Annotated in this window: 26 protein-coding genes and 2 pseudogenes; all 28 read left to right on the top strand. The window is 64.6% G+C overall.

The features are described 5' to 3' along the window. The first annotated feature begins 18 nt into the window (after positions 1–18). The 28 genes and pseudogenes from rpsS (at position 19) to rpsI (ending at position 14,249) form a co-directional block, all read left to right on the top strand. Positions 19–297, top strand: coding sequence for a 30S ribosomal protein S19 (rpsS, locus tag M9952_15580; protein ID MCO5314342.1), 279 nt, complete (start codon positions 19–21; stop codon positions 295–297). Further along, positions 297–650, top strand: a pseudogene (rplV, locus tag M9952_15575) (50S ribosomal protein L22). Before rpsS ends, rplV begins: the two are co-directional and overlap by 1 nt. A gap of 308 nt (positions 651–958) precedes the next feature. Further along, positions 959–1,585: pseudogene (gene rpsC, locus M9952_15570) on the top strand (30S ribosomal protein S3). A 266-nt stretch (positions 1,586–1,851) separates the two neighbouring features. Then, a complete protein-coding gene (gene rplP / locus M9952_15565) occupies positions 1,852–2,268 on the top strand; it encodes a 50S ribosomal protein L16 (GenBank protein ID MCO5314341.1) in 417 nt (138 codons plus the stop codon). Next, the gene (rpmC, locus tag M9952_15560) at positions 2,268–2,495 is read left to right on the top strand and encodes a 50S ribosomal protein L29 (GenBank protein ID MCO5314340.1); all 228 of its coding nucleotides are present in this window, start codon (positions 2,268–2,270) and stop codon (positions 2,493–2,495) included. The genes rplP and rpmC overlap by 1 nt, the downstream gene beginning before the upstream one ends. Beyond that, a complete protein-coding gene (rpsQ, locus tag M9952_15555; GenBank protein ID MCO5314339.1) occupies positions 2,495–2,770 on the top strand; it encodes a 30S ribosomal protein S17 in 276 nt (91 codons plus the stop codon). The genes rpmC and rpsQ overlap by 1 nt, the downstream gene beginning before the upstream one ends. Beyond that, positions 2,767–3,135: a 50S ribosomal protein L14 gene (gene rplN / locus M9952_15550; GenBank protein ID MCO5314338.1), complete on the top strand. Its 369-nt coding sequence runs from the start codon at positions 2,767–2,769 to the stop codon at positions 3,133–3,135. Before rpsQ ends, rplN begins: the two co-directional genes overlap by 4 nt. Next, positions 3,135–3,434, top strand: a complete 300-nt coding sequence (rplX, locus tag M9952_15545; GenBank protein MCO5314337.1) for a 50S ribosomal protein L24 — start codon at positions 3,135–3,137, stop codon at positions 3,432–3,434. The genes rplN and rplX overlap by 1 nt, the downstream gene beginning before the upstream one ends. Continuing rightward, positions 3,434–4,006: a 50S ribosomal protein L5 gene (gene rplE / locus M9952_15540; protein ID MCO5314336.1), complete on the top strand. Its 573-nt coding sequence runs from the start codon at positions 3,434–3,436 to the stop codon at positions 4,004–4,006. The genes rplX and rplE overlap by 1 nt, the downstream gene beginning before the upstream one ends. A gap of 3 nt (positions 4,007–4,009) precedes the next feature. After that, positions 4,010–4,195 (top strand): type Z 30S ribosomal protein S14, encoded by a 186-nt coding sequence (locus tag M9952_15535; GenBank protein ID MCO5314335.1) that lies wholly within the window; start codon positions 4,010–4,012, stop codon positions 4,193–4,195. Positions 4,196–4,209: 14 nt separating this feature from the next. Then, positions 4,210–4,614 carry a 30S ribosomal protein S8 gene (gene rpsH / locus M9952_15530; GenBank protein ID MCO5314334.1) on the top strand — a complete coding sequence of 135 codons (405 nt, stop codon included), beginning with the start codon at positions 4,210–4,212 and terminating at the stop codon, positions 4,612–4,614. Positions 4,615–4,621: 7 nt separating this feature from the next. Next, positions 4,622–5,161 (top strand): 50S ribosomal protein L6, encoded by a 540-nt coding sequence (gene rplF / locus M9952_15525; protein ID MCO5314333.1) that lies wholly within the window; start codon positions 4,622–4,624, stop codon positions 5,159–5,161. Next, positions 5,161–5,523: a 50S ribosomal protein L18 gene (rplR, locus tag M9952_15520; GenBank protein MCO5314332.1), complete on the top strand. Its 363-nt coding sequence runs from the start codon at positions 5,161–5,163 to the stop codon at positions 5,521–5,523. The genes rplF and rplR overlap by 1 nt, the downstream gene beginning before the upstream one ends. Beyond that, positions 5,523–6,092: a 30S ribosomal protein S5 gene (rpsE, locus tag M9952_15515; protein ID MCO5314331.1), complete on the top strand. Its 570-nt coding sequence runs from the start codon at positions 5,523–5,525 to the stop codon at positions 6,090–6,092. The genes rplR and rpsE overlap by 1 nt, the downstream gene beginning before the upstream one ends. After that, entirely contained in the window at positions 6,089–6,286 is a 198-nt protein-coding gene (gene rpmD / locus M9952_15510) for a 50S ribosomal protein L30 (GenBank protein ID MCO5314330.1), read from the top strand. Before rpsE ends, rpmD begins: the two co-directional genes overlap by 4 nt. 3 nt (positions 6,287–6,289) lie before the next feature. Continuing rightward, on the top strand, positions 6,290–6,775 hold the full coding sequence (rplO, locus tag M9952_15505; GenBank protein ID MCO5314329.1) for a 50S ribosomal protein L15: 486 nt from the start codon (positions 6,290–6,292) through the stop codon (positions 6,773–6,775). A 116-nt stretch (positions 6,776–6,891) separates the two neighbouring features. Next, the gene (gene secY / locus M9952_15500) at positions 6,892–8,220 is read left to right on the top strand and encodes a preprotein translocase subunit SecY (protein ID MCO5314328.1); all 1,329 of its coding nucleotides are present in this window, start codon (positions 6,892–6,894) and stop codon (positions 8,218–8,220) included. Between the two features lie 40 nt (positions 8,221–8,260). Beyond that, positions 8,261–8,923 (top strand): adenylate kinase, encoded by a 663-nt coding sequence (locus M9952_15495; protein MCO5314327.1) that lies wholly within the window; start codon positions 8,261–8,263, stop codon positions 8,921–8,923. 159 nt (positions 8,924–9,082) lie between these two features. Beyond that, positions 9,083–9,307: a translation initiation factor IF-1 gene (infA, locus tag M9952_15490; protein ID MCO5314326.1), complete on the top strand. Its 225-nt coding sequence runs from the start codon at positions 9,083–9,085 to the stop codon at positions 9,305–9,307. Between the two features lie 107 nt (positions 9,308–9,414). After that, positions 9,415–9,528 (top strand): 50S ribosomal protein L36, encoded by a 114-nt coding sequence (gene rpmJ, locus M9952_15485; protein ID MCO5314325.1) that lies wholly within the window; start codon positions 9,415–9,417, stop codon positions 9,526–9,528. Between the two features lie 10 nt (positions 9,529–9,538). Then, positions 9,539–9,916: a 30S ribosomal protein S13 gene (gene rpsM, locus M9952_15480; protein MCO5314324.1), complete on the top strand. Its 378-nt coding sequence runs from the start codon at positions 9,539–9,541 to the stop codon at positions 9,914–9,916. Continuing rightward, on the top strand, positions 9,916–10,314 hold the full coding sequence (gene rpsK, locus M9952_15475) for a 30S ribosomal protein S11 (protein MCO5314323.1): 399 nt from the start codon (positions 9,916–9,918) through the stop codon (positions 10,312–10,314). Before rpsM ends, rpsK begins: the two co-directional genes overlap by 1 nt. Before the next feature lie 2 nt (positions 10,315–10,316). Next, positions 10,317–10,934, top strand: coding sequence for a 30S ribosomal protein S4 (rpsD, locus tag M9952_15470; GenBank protein MCO5314322.1), 618 nt, complete (start codon positions 10,317–10,319; stop codon positions 10,932–10,934). Positions 10,935–11,016: 82 nt separating this feature from the next. Continuing rightward, positions 11,017–11,955: a DNA-directed RNA polymerase subunit alpha gene (locus M9952_15465; protein ID MCO5314321.1), complete on the top strand. Its 939-nt coding sequence runs from the start codon at positions 11,017–11,019 to the stop codon at positions 11,953–11,955. A 9-nt stretch (positions 11,956–11,964) separates the two neighbouring features. Continuing rightward, positions 11,965–12,318 (top strand): 50S ribosomal protein L17, encoded by a 354-nt coding sequence (rplQ, locus tag M9952_15460; GenBank protein ID MCO5314320.1) that lies wholly within the window; start codon positions 11,965–11,967, stop codon positions 12,316–12,318. 140 nt (positions 12,319–12,458) lie between these two features. Beyond that, entirely contained in the window at positions 12,459–13,214 is a 756-nt protein-coding gene (gene truA, locus M9952_15455) for a tRNA pseudouridine(38-40) synthase TruA (protein MCO5314319.1), read from the top strand. A 162-nt stretch (positions 13,215–13,376) separates the two neighbouring features. Further along, on the top strand, positions 13,377–13,823 hold the full coding sequence (rplM, locus tag M9952_15450; protein MCO5314318.1) for a 50S ribosomal protein L13: 447 nt from the start codon (positions 13,377–13,379) through the stop codon (positions 13,821–13,823). Between the two features lie 33 nt (positions 13,824–13,856). Continuing rightward, positions 13,857–14,249 carry a 30S ribosomal protein S9 gene (gene rpsI / locus M9952_15445; protein MCO5314317.1) on the top strand — a complete coding sequence of 131 codons (393 nt, stop codon included), beginning with the start codon at positions 13,857–13,859 and terminating at the stop codon, positions 14,247–14,249. Positions 14,250–14,260: the final 11 nt, after the last annotated feature.

Below are 14,260 nucleotides of genomic sequence, written 5' to 3'. Positions count from 1 at the left end.
GGGGAGAAGAGAAGACCTATGCCTCGCAGTCTCAAAAAAGGCCCCTTCGTCGACGACCACCTTCTCAAGAAGGTCGACGCGCTCAACGAAGCCGGCAACAAGAACGTCATCAAGACGTGGTCGCGTCGCTCGACGATCATCCCGGACATGGTGGGCCACACCATCGCCGTGCACGATGGTCGCAAGCACGTTCCCGTGTACATCACCGAATCGATGGTCGGTCACAAGCTTGGCGAGTTCGCCCCGACGCGGACCTTCAAGTTCCACGCTGGCCAAGAGAAGTCAGGACGGCGCTGATGGCGTTCGGAGTCAAGACGAACGAACGTCCGGGAACCCGGGCAGAACTCAAGTACGCGCGCTTTTCGGCCTACAAGGCCCGTGAGGTGCTCAACCTGATCCGCGGTCGCCACGTCGCCGACGCGATCAACATCTTGGCGCTCACCGAACGCGGTGCCGCCGAGCCGATCCTCAAGCTGCTGAACTCGGCGATCGCCAACGCGGTGAACAACGACGGCATCGCGGCCGAAGAGTTGTACGTTTCGGCGTGCTTCGCCGACGAAGGCCCGACCCTCAAGCGGTTCCGCCCCCGGGCCCGTGGTCGCGCTGGCCGCATCCGCAAGCGGACCACCCACATCACGATCATCGTGAGCCGGATGGACGGCGAACAGCTCGCCATCCTGCGTGCCAAGGCGAACCGTGCCCCGTCGAGCGCCCGTTCGGGTGCCTCGCGTGCCCAGCGTGTGGCCAAGAGCCGTGCAGGTTCCGCACCGGAGCCCGAGGCTGAGGTCATCGAGGCCGACGCCGTCGAGGCTGAGGTTGTCGACGCAGAGGCTGAGGTCGCAGAGGCTGAGGTCGCTGAGGCGGTCGAGGCCGAGTCGGTCGAGGCCGATGCCGCCGAGACCGAAGTTGCCGACAGCGACGCTGCCGAGACCGATGACGCCGAAGAGGGAGAGAAGTAATGGGCCAGAAAGTCAACCCGTACGGCTTCCGCCTCGGTATCACCACCGACTGGAAGTCCCGCTGGTTCGCCAGCCGCCAGGAATACGTCGACAACGTCATCGAGGACTGGAAGATCCGTGACTTCCTCATGACCCAGCTGCCGCACGCGGCGATCAGCCGTGTCGAGGTCGAGCGCACCCGCGATCGGCTCCGGGTCGACGTGCACACCGCTCGCCCCGGCATCGTGATCGGCCGTCGCGGTTCGGAAGCCGACCGCCTGCGCGGCGGGCTCACCAAGATCTCGGGCAACCCGAAGGTGCAGCTCAACATCCAGGAGATCAAGCAGCCCGAACTCGACGCAGCGCTGATCGCCCAGGGTGTGGCCGACCAGCTCGTCGGGCGCGTGGCGTTCCGCCGGGCGATGAAGCGGGCCGTGCAGAACGCACAGAAGGCCGGCGCCAAGGGCATTCGTGTCCAGTGCTCCGGTCGTCTCGGCGGCGCCGAGATGAGCCGCACCGAGTGGTACCGCGAGGGCCAAGTGCCGCTGCACACCCTGCGTGCCGACATCGACTACGGCTTCCGTGAGGCCCACACCACCTATGGCCGCATCGGCGTGAAGGTGTGGATCTACAAGGGCGACATCTTGCCCTACAAGCCGCAGACCGACGACAAGGCGCTGCGCGAGGCCGCCATGGCGGTGGGCGACACCGCCGGTGAAGCCAAGGCGCCGCGCCGCGTGGTTTCGTCGGCCGCCAAGAAGCGTGCAGAGGCCGCGACTGAAGAGGCTGCGCCGCTGTTGAAGGACGCCGATCCCGAGATCGAGCGCCTTCTCGAAGAAGAAGAGCAGATCGAACGTGCGACTCGTCAGCATCACGAGACCCCGCACTTCCGTCCCGGGGATGGTGACTGAACATGTTGATGCCGAGAAAGGTCAAGCACCGCAAGCAGCACCGCGGCCGCCTGACCGGCGCAACCAAGGGCGGCTCCGCCGTTTCCTATGGCCAATACGGAATCCAGGCCCTCGAGCCCGGGTGGATCACCGCCCGCCAGATCGAGGCCGCCCGTATCGCCATGACCCGTCATATCAAGCGTGGCGGCAAGGTGTGGATCAACATCTTCCCCGACAAGCCCATCACCCAGAAGCCGGCGGAAACCCGCATGGGCTCCGGCAAGGGCAACGTCGAGAAGTGGGTCGCCGTGGTTCGCCCCGGTCGTGTGTTGTTCGAGCTGTCCTACCCCGATGAGGAGACCGCTCGCGCCGCGCTCAACCGTGCGATCCAGAAGCTGCCGATGAAGGCCCGCATCATCAAGCGCGAGGAGGACTTCTGATGGCGAAGAACACCGTTCTGGCCGACCTCGACGACTCCGCGTTGCTCGGCGAGCTGGCCAACCGGCGCAAGGAGCTGTTCGAGCTCCGCTTCAAGTTGGCCACCGGAGGGCTCGAGCAGACCTCGAAGCTCAAGGCCGAGAAGCGCCAGATTGCACGCATTCTGACCGAACTCCGTGCGCGAGAGATCGCCGCGGCAGAGGCAGCTGACAAGGAAGCGAGCGCCTGATGGCAGAAGCAACCGAAACCACCGAGCGGAACTCCCGCAAGGTCCGTGAAGGCATCGTCACCTCGAACTCGATGGACCGCACCGCCGTGGTCACCATCGTCGAGCGGGTGCGGCACAAGAAGTACAACAAGACGGTTCAGCGCGACAAGAAGCTCTACGTCCACGACGAGAACAACGATCTCAACGTGGGCGACCGGGTGCGCGTGGCCGAGACTCGTCCGTTGTCCAAGCTGAAGCGCTGGCGGGTCGTGGAAATCCTGGAGCGTGCACGATGATTCAACAGGAGACCCGGCTCCGAGTCGCCGACAACAGCGGCGCCAAGGAGATCCTCTGCATCAAGGTGCTCGGTGGATCGAAGCGTCGTTACGCCTCGATCGGCGACGTCATCGTGGCCACGGTGAAAGACGCCATCCCGAACGCGTCGGTGAAGAAGGGCGATGTCGTCAAGTGCGTCGTCGTCCGTGTGAAGAAGGAAAAGCGTCGTCCGGACGGCTCGTACATTCGTTTCGACGAAAACGCCGCCGTGTTGATCAACGACGCCAAGCAGCCACGCGGCACCCGCATCTTCGGCCCGGTCGGCCGGGAACTTCGCGACAAGAAGTTCATGCGTATCGTCTCGCTGGCGCCGGAGGTGTTGTGATGAAGATCCGCAAGGGCGATCGCGTGATCGTGCTCGCCGGCAAAGACAAGGGCAAAGAAGGCCTCGTGTTGCAGGCCATCCCGAAGCAGGACAAGGTCGTCGTCGAGGGCGTGAACCGGGTCAAGCGTCACCGCAAGCCCACCCAGGCCATGCAGCAGGGCGGCATCATCGAATTCGAAAAGCCGATCCACGTGTCCAACGTGGCGCTCGTCGAAGACGGCAAGCCCACCCGCGTCGGTTACAAGTTCGAGGGCGGCAAGAAGGTTCGCATCAGCCGCCGGACCGGAGCTGAAATCTGATGTCGACAGAAACCAATGCCGTCCCGCGGCTCAAGGCGCTCTACAACTCGCAGATCCGTGCCGAGCTGAAAGAACAACTCGGACTCTCCAACATCATGGAAGTTCCGCGTTTCGAAAAGATCGTGATCAACGTCGGTTGCGGCGGGGCACTCGAGAACCGTCACCTCATCGACAAGGTCACCAAGGAGATCTCCCAGATCGCCGGCCAAAAGCCGGTCGTGACCAAAGCCAAGAAGTCGATCGCCGGCTTCAAGGTGCGTGAGGGCAACTCCATCGGTGTGAAGGTCACCCTTCGCGGCGACAACATGTGGGAGTTCTTCGACCGTCTCGTCACCCTCGCCATCCCCCGTATCCGTGACTTCCGCGGGCTCAACCCCCGGGCGTTCGACGGGCGCGGCAATTACACCTTCGGCGTGACCGAGCAGTTGATCTTCCCCGAGATCGACTACGACCAGGTCGACGCCAGCCGCGGTATGGACATCACGATCGTGACCACCGCCCGCACGAACGCAGAGGGCAAGGCCCTTCTCGACGCATACAAGTTCCCGTTCCGACGCGAAGGGCAGCAGTAAGCCATGGCAACCAAGGCGCTCATCAACAAGCAGCAGAAGAAGCCCAAGTACAAGGTTCGGAGCTACACCCGCTGCCAGCGGTGCGGTCGTCCCCGCGCCGTGTTCCGCAAGTTCGGCCTGTGCCGAATCTGTCTCCGTGAACTCGCCCACGCCGGCGAACTTCCCGGTGTCACGAAGGCCAGCTGGTAAGGAGGCGATTCGATATGACAATGACTGATCCGATCGCTGACATGCTCACGCGTATCCGCAACGCCAACACGGCGATGCACGACGACGTGTCCATGCCGTCGTCGAAACTCAAGGTTGCGCTCGCCACCCTCCTCAAGTCCGAGGGCTACATCGGCGAGTTCTCGGTGAAGGACAAGCCCAACAACACGGGCCAGATCCTCACCATTGCGTTGAAGTACTCACCCGAACGAGAGCGCGTGATCTCGGGCATCCAACGTGTGTCCAAGCCCGGCCTGCGCGTCTACACCAAGCACGACGAGGTTCCCCGTGTGCTCGGTGGGCTCGGCATCGCTGTGCTCTCGACATCCGCCGGTCTGCTCACCGACCGTGAAGCGCGCAAGCGCAAGGTCGGCGGCGAGATCCTCTGCAAGGTCTGGTAGGTCCAACATGTCCCGAATCGGTAAAGCGCCGATCCCGGTTCCCGCCGGCGTCACCGTCACCATCGCCGATGGAGTCGTGGCGGTGAAGGGCCCCAAGGGCGAACTCTCCCGAGAGATCCCCGGTGCCATCACCGTGCGCCAGAGCGAGAACGAAGTCATCGTGGAACGCCCCGATGACGAGCGGGCAAACCGTGCGCTGCACGGCATGTTCCGCAGTCTCATCAACAACATGGTCGTGGGCGTGACCGAGGGGTTCCGCAAGGACCTCGAGATCGTCGGCGTCGGATACCGTGCGGCGGCGAAGGGCTCCAACGCCCTCGATCTGCAGCTCGGGTTCAGCCACCCCGTGAGCTTCGAGGCCCCTGCGGGCATCGAGTTCGTGGTGCCGGCTCCGACCAAGATCGAAGTCCACGGCATCGACAAGGTTCTCGTCGGACAGGTCGCCGCCAACATCCGCAGTATCCGCAAGCCAGAGCCCTACAAGGGCAAGGGTGTGCGCTACTCGGGTGAGCACGTCCGCCGCAAGGCCGGAAAGGCTGGCAAGTAATGAGCGATAAGGCGAAGTACACCCGCGACGCCCGGATTCGGCGCCACGCCCGTGTCCGCAAGGCCGTCATCGGTACCTCCGAGCGTCCGCGCCTTGCGGTGTTCCGCTCGAACAAGCACATGACCGCCCAGGTCATCGACGACTCGACCGGCCGTACCCTGGCCGCTGCGTCGACCCACGAGGCCGACCTGCGTAGCGTCGCCGGAAACAAAGAAGGCGCCGCAAAGGTCGGCACGCTCGTCGCCGAGCGGGCCAAAGCCGCCGGGGTCACCACCGTCGTGTTCGACCGCGGCGGGTTCAACTACCACGGACGAATCGCTGCGGTCGCCGATGCCGCTCGCGAAGCCGGATTGGAGTTCTGATGTCGAACAACAACGATTCCGACCTGCAGCTTCGCGATTCGCGGGTCATCAACATCAACCGCGTCGCCAAGGTCGTCAAGGGCGGCCGTCGCTTCAGCTTCACCGCTCTCGTGGTGATCGGTGACGGCGCCGGTCGTGTGGGCCTCGGCTACGGCAAGGCGAAGGAAGTTCCCCTCGCCATCCAGAAGGGCACCGAAGAGGCTCGCAAGAACCTCTTCGAAGTTCCCCTCGCCGGAACGACGATCACCCACCCGATCATCGGCCAGCTCGGTGCCGGCCGCGTGCTGTTGCAGCCGGCGGCCCCCGGTACCGGCGTCATCGCCGGCGGCGTGGCACGTCAGATCCTCGAAGAGGCCGGCATCCACGACGTGTTGTGCAAGTCGCTCGGATCGGCGAACTACATCAACGTGGCTCGTGCGACCATCAACGGCTTGCAGAACCTGCGCCGCCCCGACGAGATCGCTCGTCTGCGCGGCCTCGACCCGGAGGAGTTCGTACCCAAGGGTCTCCTCAACGCCTACCGTGAGTCCCAGCGTGGACCTGCGCCAGAACCCCTTGAGGTGAAGTGATGGCGATGTTGAAGGTCACCCAGGTCCGATCCTCGATCGGAACCAAGCCCAAGCAGCGCGGCACGCTTCGTGCGCTCGGCCTGCGCCGCATCGGACACACCAACGTTTTGCCGGACACGCCGGACACCCGCGGCCAGATCAACAAGGTCCCGCACCTGATCAAGGTCGAAGCGGTGTCCGAGGATGAGGGGTAACCAATGAAGGTCCATGACTTGAAGCCCGCCGAGGGCGCGAACCGCTCACGCAAGCGCGTCGGTCGCGGCATCGGAGGCAAGGGCGGCAAGACCGCCGGCCGCGGCACCAAGGGCCAGAAGGCCCGCAACACGATTCCGGTCGCGTTCGAAGGTGGCCAGCTTCCGCTCAGCATGCGGGTCCCCAAGTTGAAGGGGTTCAACAACCCGTTCCGCGTCGAATACCAGGGCGTCAACCTCGACACGATCGCCGAGTCCGGTCTCACCGAGGTCACCCCCGAGGCGCTGTACGCCAAGAGCCTCATCTCCAAGGGTGCGCTCGTGAAGATCCTCGGCCGTGGCGAACTCAACGGTGCCGTCACGGTGAAGGCCCACGCCTTTTCCAAGAGCGCCGAAGCGGCGATCGTTGCGGCCGGCGGAACCATCGAGGTCCTGCCCAAGCCCTTCGGCGTACGCCCCGCCTTCCACGGCAGCGCCCACACCAACCGCTGATCTCGCGGATCGGGCCCGCCACAGCGGTTCATCGCTGCGGCGGGCCCCTTCGTAGTTTCGCCCGACGGTCGGCTACGGTTCGGTACCGACGTCGTTTCCATTCTGGAGAGTTCCCTGTGTTGTCCACGCTGCGCAACGTGGTGAAGGTCCCCGACCTTCGAAACAAGATCCTGTTCACCATCGCGATGCTGGCGATCTACCGGTTCGGGTCCTTTGTGCCGACCCCCGGAATCGACCAGAACGCCGTTGCTGCACTGAAGGAGCAGGCAGAACAGGGCGGCGTGTTGACGTTCCTCACGCTGTTTTCCGGAAGCGCACTGACCCGCTTCAGCGTCTTCGCGCTCGGCATCATGCCCTACATCACGTCGTCGATCATCATGCAGATCCTCACCGTGGTGATTCCGAAACTGCAGCAGTGGCAGGAGCAGGGCGCGGTCGGTCAGCGCAAGACCACCCAGTGGACCCGCTATGTCACCGTGGCCATCGCCGTGTTGCAGGGCACCGGCATGGTGTTCCTGTTCCACAACGGCGGCGGCGGGCTCGTGTCGGGTAACTCCAATCTCGACCTCGTCCCGAACTTCGGGCTGTTCCGAGTGTTGTTGATCGTGGTCACCCTCACCGCTGGCACGGCGCTGTTGATGTGGATGGGCGAGTTGATCACCCAGCGGGGCATCGGCAACGGCATGTCGCTGCTCATCTTCGCTTCGGTGGTGAGTTCGCTGCCCGGCACCGGCGGCCAGGTCAAAGCCGAAAACGGCTGGGGTGGCATCGCCATCGTCGTCGCGATGTCGGTGTTGCTCGTGGTCTTCGTCGTGTTCATCGAACAGGGGCAGCGTCGCATCCCGGTGCAGTTCGCCAAGCGAGTCGTCGGCCGGCGCATGTACGGCGGGCAGAACAGTTACATCCCGCTCAAGGTCAACCAGGCGGGCGTCATCCCGATCATCTTCGCCAGCGCGGTGTTGAACCTGCCGGTGCTGCTCAGCCAGGTGCTGCCAGGAGACGGTTGGGGAGCGAGCCTGTCGCGTTTCATCAACGACCGGTTCCGCGGCGGCACCGACCCGCTGTATCTCGCCTTCTACGGGTTGATGATCGTCGGGTTCGCCTACTTCTACACCGCCATCGCCTTCGACCCGGCACAACAGGCCGACAACCTGCGCAAGCAGGGTGGGTTCATCCCCGGCATCCGCCCCGGACCCCAAACCGAGACCTATCTGGCCAAGGTGCTGAGCCGGATCACCCTTCCTGGAGCGCTGTTCATCGCGGCGCTCGCCATCCTGCCTGCCGTCGTGTTGGGGTTCATCCTGTCCGGCGACACCGCATACATCACCCAGAACCTGGGCGGCACCTCGCTGCTCATCGCCGTGGGCGTGGCCCTCGAAACGATGAAGCAGATCGACGGTCAGCTCATGATGCGTAACTACGAGGGGTTCCTGGGCGCGAAGTGACCTCGTCACACCGCGACCCACGAATCAGCGTGCACCCGTCATGTCATCACCTCTTCGTTTGATCATCTTCGGTCGCCAAGGCGCCGGAAAAGGAACCCAGGCGGCACGGCTCGCCGCGCACTACGGGATTCCCCACATCTCCACCGGCGACATGTTGCGCGCCTCGGCGGCCACCGGCTCGGAGTTCGGCCTCGCGGTCAAGGCGGTCATGGATGCCGGCGGGCTCGTGTCCGACGAGCAGATGGAGGGCGTGGTGCGCGAGCGCCTCGCTCAATCCGACGCCGAGGCGGGTTTTCTCCTCGACGGCTACCCGCGTACCCCGCCCCAGGCAGAATTTCTCAACGATCTCCTGGCACCTCAAGGGGTCGATCTCGCGATCAACCTCGAGGTTCCCGAAGACGTCGTCATCGAGCGCATCACCAAGCGTCGCGTGTGCGAAACATGCGGCACGATCTATGCGCTCGGAGACGACTCTGCCGACTCCGGAGTCTGCGCCAAGTGCGGTGGGACCGTGTCCCAGCGTGGCGACGACACCGAGGAGTCGGTTCGCAAACGGCTCGCGACCTACCAGTCGCAAACCGAGCCGTTGATGTCGTGGTTCTCATCCCGGGACAAGTTGGTGACCGTCGACGGTGTCGGCGATCCCGAGTCGATTGCGGCGGCGCTGGTCGCGGCGATCGACTCCGGTGCTGCGTCGTCGTGACGGCGCGCCACCGCAACCCTGCCCCAGGGCGCCGTGACCCGGCGCATTTGTTCCACCACCCCATCACGCAGTAGTGTGCCCAGTCGGCCATCTGTGCGCCGCCTTTTTGGTGCGCAGATCCCGGCCCGGTGAATCGTACATCCTGAGGAGGATGGTCCCCTGCCAAAGCCCAAGGAAGACGCAATCGTTCTCGAGGGAACGGTTATAGAGCCCCTCCCGAACGCCATGTTCCGGGTCGAGCTCGACAACGGCCACAAGGTTCTGGCCCACATCTCCGGCAAGATGCGCATGCACTACATCCGCATCCTGCCGGGCGACAAGGTGCAAGTGGAGCTGACTCCGTACGACTTGACACGCGGTCGAATCACGTACCGCTACAAGTAGGCCTCGGCGACGAGGCAGTCACCCGTTCGGCCGCATCAGTGGCCGGACATCCCCAAGATGAGCGGCGTCGTCCGCTCGATGAGAGCAAACGCTAGAGAAGGCAGAACATGAAGGTTCGACCGAGCGTCAAAAAGATTTGTGAGAAGTGCAAGGTGATCCGCCGCCACGGGCGTGTGCAGGTCATCTGCGAGAACCCGCGCCACAAGCAGCGCCAGGGCTGAGAGGTCACCAATGGCTCGTATTTCCGGTGTCGACATCCCGCGCGAAAAGCGCCTGGTGATTTCTCTCACCTACATCTATGGAATTGGCTTGTCCACCTCGGAGTCGATCTGCGCCTCCCTCGGGCTCGATGAGAGCACCCGGGTCCGCGATCTGACCGAGGAAGAGGTCAACCGCCTCCGCGCCCACATCGAGGAGAACTTCAAGGTTGAGGGCGATCTGCGCCGCGACATCTCCCAGAACATCAAGCGCAAGATGGAGATCGGCTGCTACCAGGGCCTGCGCCACCGCCGCGGCCTGCCGGTTCGCGGTCAGCGCACCCACACCAACGCCCGCACCCGCAAGGGTCCCAAGAAGACCGTTGCCGGTAAGAAGAAGGTCCGCAAGTAATGGCGAAGCAACCAGCAGGAGGGCGTCGCCCTCGCAAGAAGGAACGCAAGAACGTCAACCACGGCGTGGTGCACATCAAGAGTTCCTTCAACAACACGATCGTGTCGATCACCGACCAGGACGGCAACGTGATCTCCTGGGCCTCGGCCGGCAACGTCGGGTTCAAGGGTTCGCGCAAGTCGACTCCCTTCGCCGCTCAGCTCGCCGCCGAGCAGGCCGCCCGTCGGGCGATGGAGCACGGTGTGCGCAAGGTCGACGTCGTGGTGAAGGGTCCGGGTTCGGGCCGTGAAACCGCGATTCGCTCGATTCAGAACGTCGGCATCGAGGTGACCGGCATCAAAGACGTGACGCCGGTGCCCCACAACGGTTGTCGCCCGCCCAAGCGTCGGAGGAACTGATCATGGCTCGTTACACCGGACCCAAGGCGCGGGTGTCGCGCCGTCTCGGTACCAACATCTGGGGTACCAAGGGCGAAAACATCGCCATGGAGAAGCGCCCGTATCCTCCAGGCGACCACGGCCGTACCCGTCGTCGCGGCAACGTGAGCGAGTACCTGCTTCAGATGCAGGAAAAGCAAAAGGCCCGCTTCACCTACGGCATCAACGAAAAGCAGTTCCGCACCCTCTACGCCGAGGCGTCTCGTCGCCAGGGCGTGACGGGTGAGAACCTGCTTCGTTACTGCGAACTGCGCCTCGACAACGTCGTCTACCGCGCTGGATGGGCGGCGACTCGCCCACAGGCTCGTCAACTGACGGGCCACGGACACATCGAGGTCAACGGCCGCCGGGTGAACATCCCCAGCTACCGCGTGCGCAAAGGCGATGTCATCCGACTTCGCGACAAGGCGCGCAACCTCATCGTGATCCAGCACAACATGGACACCCTCGGTCGTGCGGTGCCGGCGTGGCTCGATGCCACCGACGGCGGCCAGGAAGTCTCGGTGCGCGAGTTGCCGATTCGTGAGCAGATCGACACCCAGGTGCGCGAACAGCTCATCGTCGAGCTCTACTCGAAGTAGTCCTCCATGCCCGACCGGCGCCCTCCGGCGCCGGGTTCGGGTGCCCGATTTCCCCGAACGTCTGACCCCGAGGTAGCGAAATATGCTGATCATTCAGCGACCGACCGTCGAAGCCATCGACGATGTAGAGGGCAACCGTCAACGGTTTGCCATCAGCCCGCTCGAGCCCGGTTTCGGGCACACCATCGGCAATTCGCTGCGGCGCACGCTGTTGTCGTCGATCCCGGGTGCTGCGATCACCCAGGTTCGCTTCGATGAGGCGCTGCACGAATTCGACACCATCACCGGTGTCACCGAAGACGTCACCGACGTCATCTTGAACTTGAAAGACATCGTCGTGGTGAGCCACAGCGATGAGCCCGTGACGGTTCGCCTCGACATCGCGGGCCCTGCCGAGGTCACCGCGGCCGACATTCAGACCACCGCAGACGTCGAGATCCTCAACGGCGACCTCCACATCGCCACGGTCAACGCGAAGGGCCGCATCGCCGCCGATCTCACGATCGAGCGCGGGCGCGGCTACCTGCAGGCCGACGCCAGCCGCGGTTCGGGAACGATCGGGGTCATCCCGGTCGATGCGATCTTTTCGCCCGTGCGCCGGGTGGCGTTCACGGTCGAGCCGGTCCGCGTCGAGCAGTCGACCAACTTCGATCGCCTGGTCCTCGACATCGAAACCGACGGTTCGATGAACCCCCGCGAGAGCCTGGCCTCGGCCGGAGGGACGCTTCGTGCGCTCGTGCAACTCGTCGAGGAGATGAGCGACGAGCCCCAGGGCCTCGAGATCGGCGAGGTGGTCATCCCCCAGATGACGTCGCCGGACCTCGACTTGGCCATCGAAGACCTCGACCTGTCGGAACGCCCCCGCAACTGCTTGAAGCGAGCCCAGGTCAACACGGTCGGCGAACTCCTCATGAAGACCGAGGACGACCTGTTGGCCATCACGAATTTTGGACAGAAGTCGCTTGACGAAGTGCTCGTCAAGCTCGATGAGCGCGGGTTGAGCCTGCGCGGACGCAGCTAAGGATCACCCATGGTTGGAACCCCGAAAAAGGCCCGTCGATTCGGCGGCAGCGCAGGCCATCAGCGCCTGCTCATGGCGAACCTCGTGGCGTCGCTGATCGCTGCGGAAGGCATCGTGACCACCGAGGCCAAGGCCAAGGCCCTTCGGCCCGTCGCCGAGAAGATCATCACCAAGGCCCGCAAGGGTGGGCTGCACAACCACCGCCAGATCCTTGCGTTCCTTGGCGATCAGGAGATCGCTGCGAAGCTCATGGACGAGGTCGGCCCGCGTTACGCCGATCGGCCGGGTGGCTACACCCGCGTGCTCAAGCTCGGCCCGCGCCAGGGTGACAACGCCCCGATGGCGCGCATCGAACTGGTCTGAACGACGCCGCTGACCGGCTCGGTCGGCGACGTTGCCACGACCGCGTCGAGACGACGATGGTGCAGGACCCGACATCGAACGAGTCGCCCTCGAACGAGTCGCCCTCGAGAACTGAACCGACCGAGGAGCCGCCCCGACGGGTGCGGCTCCTCGTCGCGTATGACGGCACCCCATTCGCCGGGTTCGCTCGAAACGAGGGGGTGCGCACCGTGGCGGGCGACCTCGAGGCACACCTGTCCAAGGTGCTGCGCGAGCCGATCGTTGTCACCGGAGCCGGCCGCACCGACCGCGGCGTTCACGCGTGGGGTCAGGTCGTCACCTTCGACACTCGCTCCGAACGCCTCGACCTCACCCGTCTCCGCAAGTCGGTGAACTCGGTGCTCGGCCCGCACATCGTGGTGCGCGAGGCCGCCATCGTGTCGAGCGACTTCGATGCCCGCTTCAGCGCCCGCTGGCGCCGGTACCACTACACGATCCTGCGCACCGAGACCCCGAACCCGTTTCTTGCGGCCACCACGTGGCACCTCAGCATCCCGCTCGACCTCGACGCCATGCGGGCCGGGGCGCACCATCTCGTCGGCCAACACGACTTCAGTTCGTTCTGTCGGCGTCCGCCCTCCGGCCCAGGGGGCGCCGCTCGGTCGCTGGAACGAACGGTGCTCGACGTGAGCTGGCAGGAACTCGCCGAGCAGCGTTGGCGCATGGAGATCACCGCCGGGGCGTTCTGTCATCAGATGGTGCGCGCCATCACCGGCACCCTGGTGGACGTCGGCCGGGGCCGCTTCGCTCCCGACGATGTGGCATCGATTCTCGCCGCCCGCGACCGCAACGCCGCCGGCCGGCTCGCTCCGCCCGAAGGGTTGTGCCTCGTGGAAGTCGGCTACGACTCGTGGTGAGGCGCGCCGTCGGTGAGCCACCCATTTGCGACCCGCCGGACCCACCCGATAGTGTGACCAGTCGCGTATGCGGCAGTTTGGTCGCATCACACCGGTCATTCAACAGCTGACACGCCGAAGCCCTCATCTCGTGGAAGGGTCGGCGGCAACAGAAGGTTCACCGTGCCCACTTATACTCCGAAAGCCAGCGAGATCACTCGCGAGTGGCATGTCATCGACGCCGAAGGTCTTGTGCTCGGCCGCCTCGCCACCGAGGTCGCTCGCGTGTTGCGCGGCAAGCACAAGCCGACCTTCACCCCCAACCTCGACACCGGCGATCACGTCATCATCGTGAACGCCGACAAGGTCGTGCTCACCAAGAACAAGGCCGAAACCAAGCAGGTGTATCGCCACTCGGGCTATCCCGGCGGCATCCGCTCCACGACCTACGGCGCCGAGCTCGACACCAAGCCCGCCGAGGCCGTGCGTCGCACCATCAAGGGCATGCTCCCGAAGAACCGCCTCGGCCGTCAGCAGCTCACCAAGCTGAAGGTGTACGCGGGCCCGACGCACCCGCACCAAGCCCAGCAGCCCAACGAGCTCGTCATCGAGCACGCCAAGGCCCGCTGAGTTCGTCTCGTACGGATCGACTGAAAGAACGCAATGTCTCATCCTCTCGTTCAGACCACCGGCCGTCGCAAGCGTGCCGTCGCCCGCATCCGCTTCCGTCCCGGCACCGGCACGATCACGATCAACAAGCGCCCGCTCGAGGACTACTTCCCGAACGACACGCACCGCATGATCCTGTCCGAGCCGCTGAAGGCGACCGCGACCGATGAGCAGTACGACATCGACGCCACCATCCACGGCGGCGGCGTGTCGGGGCAGGCCGGCGCGATGCGCCTCGGCATCGCACGTGCGCTCATCGCACTCGACGGCGAACTGCGCCCCACGCTGAAGAAGGCCGGCTTCCTCACCCGCGACGCCCGCGAGAAGGAATCCAAGAAGTACGGCCTCAAGAAGGCCCGTAAGGCGCCGCAGTACAGCAAGCGCTGATTTCGGTTCTC

The sequence above is a fragment of the Microthrixaceae bacterium genome, from assembly GCA_023957975.1.
Taxonomy (GTDB): domain Bacteria; phylum Actinomycetota; class Acidimicrobiia; order Acidimicrobiales; family Microtrichaceae; genus JAMLGM01.
Note: the sequence above shows the minus strand (reverse complement) of the source record. Positions and strands in the feature narration are given on the sequence as shown.

What these genes read in the sequence shown, in the direction of transcription:
- rpmC (MCO5314340.1), top strand. Translation starts at nt 2,268, where the DNA reads ATGGCGAAGAACACCGTTCTGGCCGACCTCGACGACTCCGCGTTGCTC.
- M9952_15535 (MCO5314335.1), top strand. Translation starts at nt 4,010, where the DNA reads ATGGCAACCAAGGCGCTCATCAACAAGCAGCAGAAGAAGCCCAAGTAC.
- rpsI (MCO5314317.1), top strand. Translation starts at nt 13,857, where the DNA reads ATGTCTCATCCTCTCGTTCAGACCACCGGCCGTCGCAAGCGTGCCGTC.
- rplN (MCO5314338.1), top strand. Translation starts at nt 2,767, where the DNA reads ATGATTCAACAGGAGACCCGGCTCCGAGTCGCCGACAACAGCGGCGCC.
- M9952_15465 (MCO5314321.1), top strand. Translation starts at nt 11,017, where the DNA reads ATGCTGATCATTCAGCGACCGACCGTCGAAGCCATCGACGATGTAGAG.
- M9952_15495 (MCO5314327.1), top strand. Translation starts at nt 8,261, where the DNA reads ATGTCATCACCTCTTCGTTTGATCATCTTCGGTCGCCAAGGCGCCGGA.
- rpsE (MCO5314331.1), top strand. Translation starts at nt 5,523, where the DNA reads ATGTCGAACAACAACGATTCCGACCTGCAGCTTCGCGATTCGCGGGTC.
- rpsM (MCO5314324.1), top strand. Translation starts at nt 9,539, where the DNA reads ATGGCTCGTATTTCCGGTGTCGACATCCCGCGCGAAAAGCGCCTGGTG.
- rpsQ (MCO5314339.1), top strand. Translation starts at nt 2,495, where the DNA reads ATGGCAGAAGCAACCGAAACCACCGAGCGGAACTCCCGCAAGGTCCGT.
- rplO (MCO5314329.1), top strand. Translation starts at nt 6,290, where the DNA reads ATGAAGGTCCATGACTTGAAGCCCGCCGAGGGCGCGAACCGCTCACGC.
- rpsS (MCO5314342.1), top strand. Translation starts at nt 19, where the DNA reads ATGCCTCGCAGTCTCAAAAAAGGCCCCTTCGTCGACGACCACCTTCTC.
- rpsD (MCO5314322.1), top strand. Translation starts at nt 10,317, where the DNA reads ATGGCTCGTTACACCGGACCCAAGGCGCGGGTGTCGCGCCGTCTCGGT.
- rplF (MCO5314333.1), top strand. Translation starts at nt 4,622, where the DNA reads ATGTCCCGAATCGGTAAAGCGCCGATCCCGGTTCCCGCCGGCGTCACC.
- rpsH (MCO5314334.1), top strand. Translation starts at nt 4,210, where the DNA reads ATGACAATGACTGATCCGATCGCTGACATGCTCACGCGTATCCGCAAC.
- rpsK (MCO5314323.1), top strand. Translation starts at nt 9,916, where the DNA reads ATGGCGAAGCAACCAGCAGGAGGGCGTCGCCCTCGCAAGAAGGAACGC.
- rpmJ (MCO5314325.1), top strand. Translation starts at nt 9,415, where the DNA reads ATGAAGGTTCGACCGAGCGTCAAAAAGATTTGTGAGAAGTGCAAGGTG.
- rplP (MCO5314341.1), top strand. Translation starts at nt 1,852, where the DNA reads ATGTTGATGCCGAGAAAGGTCAAGCACCGCAAGCAGCACCGCGGCCGC.
- rplQ (MCO5314320.1), top strand. Translation starts at nt 11,965, where the DNA reads ATGGTTGGAACCCCGAAAAAGGCCCGTCGATTCGGCGGCAGCGCAGGC.
- rplR (MCO5314332.1), top strand. Translation starts at nt 5,161, where the DNA reads ATGAGCGATAAGGCGAAGTACACCCGCGACGCCCGGATTCGGCGCCAC.
- rplE (MCO5314336.1), top strand. Translation starts at nt 3,434, where the DNA reads ATGTCGACAGAAACCAATGCCGTCCCGCGGCTCAAGGCGCTCTACAAC.
- rplX (MCO5314337.1), top strand. Translation starts at nt 3,135, where the DNA reads ATGAAGATCCGCAAGGGCGATCGCGTGATCGTGCTCGCCGGCAAAGAC.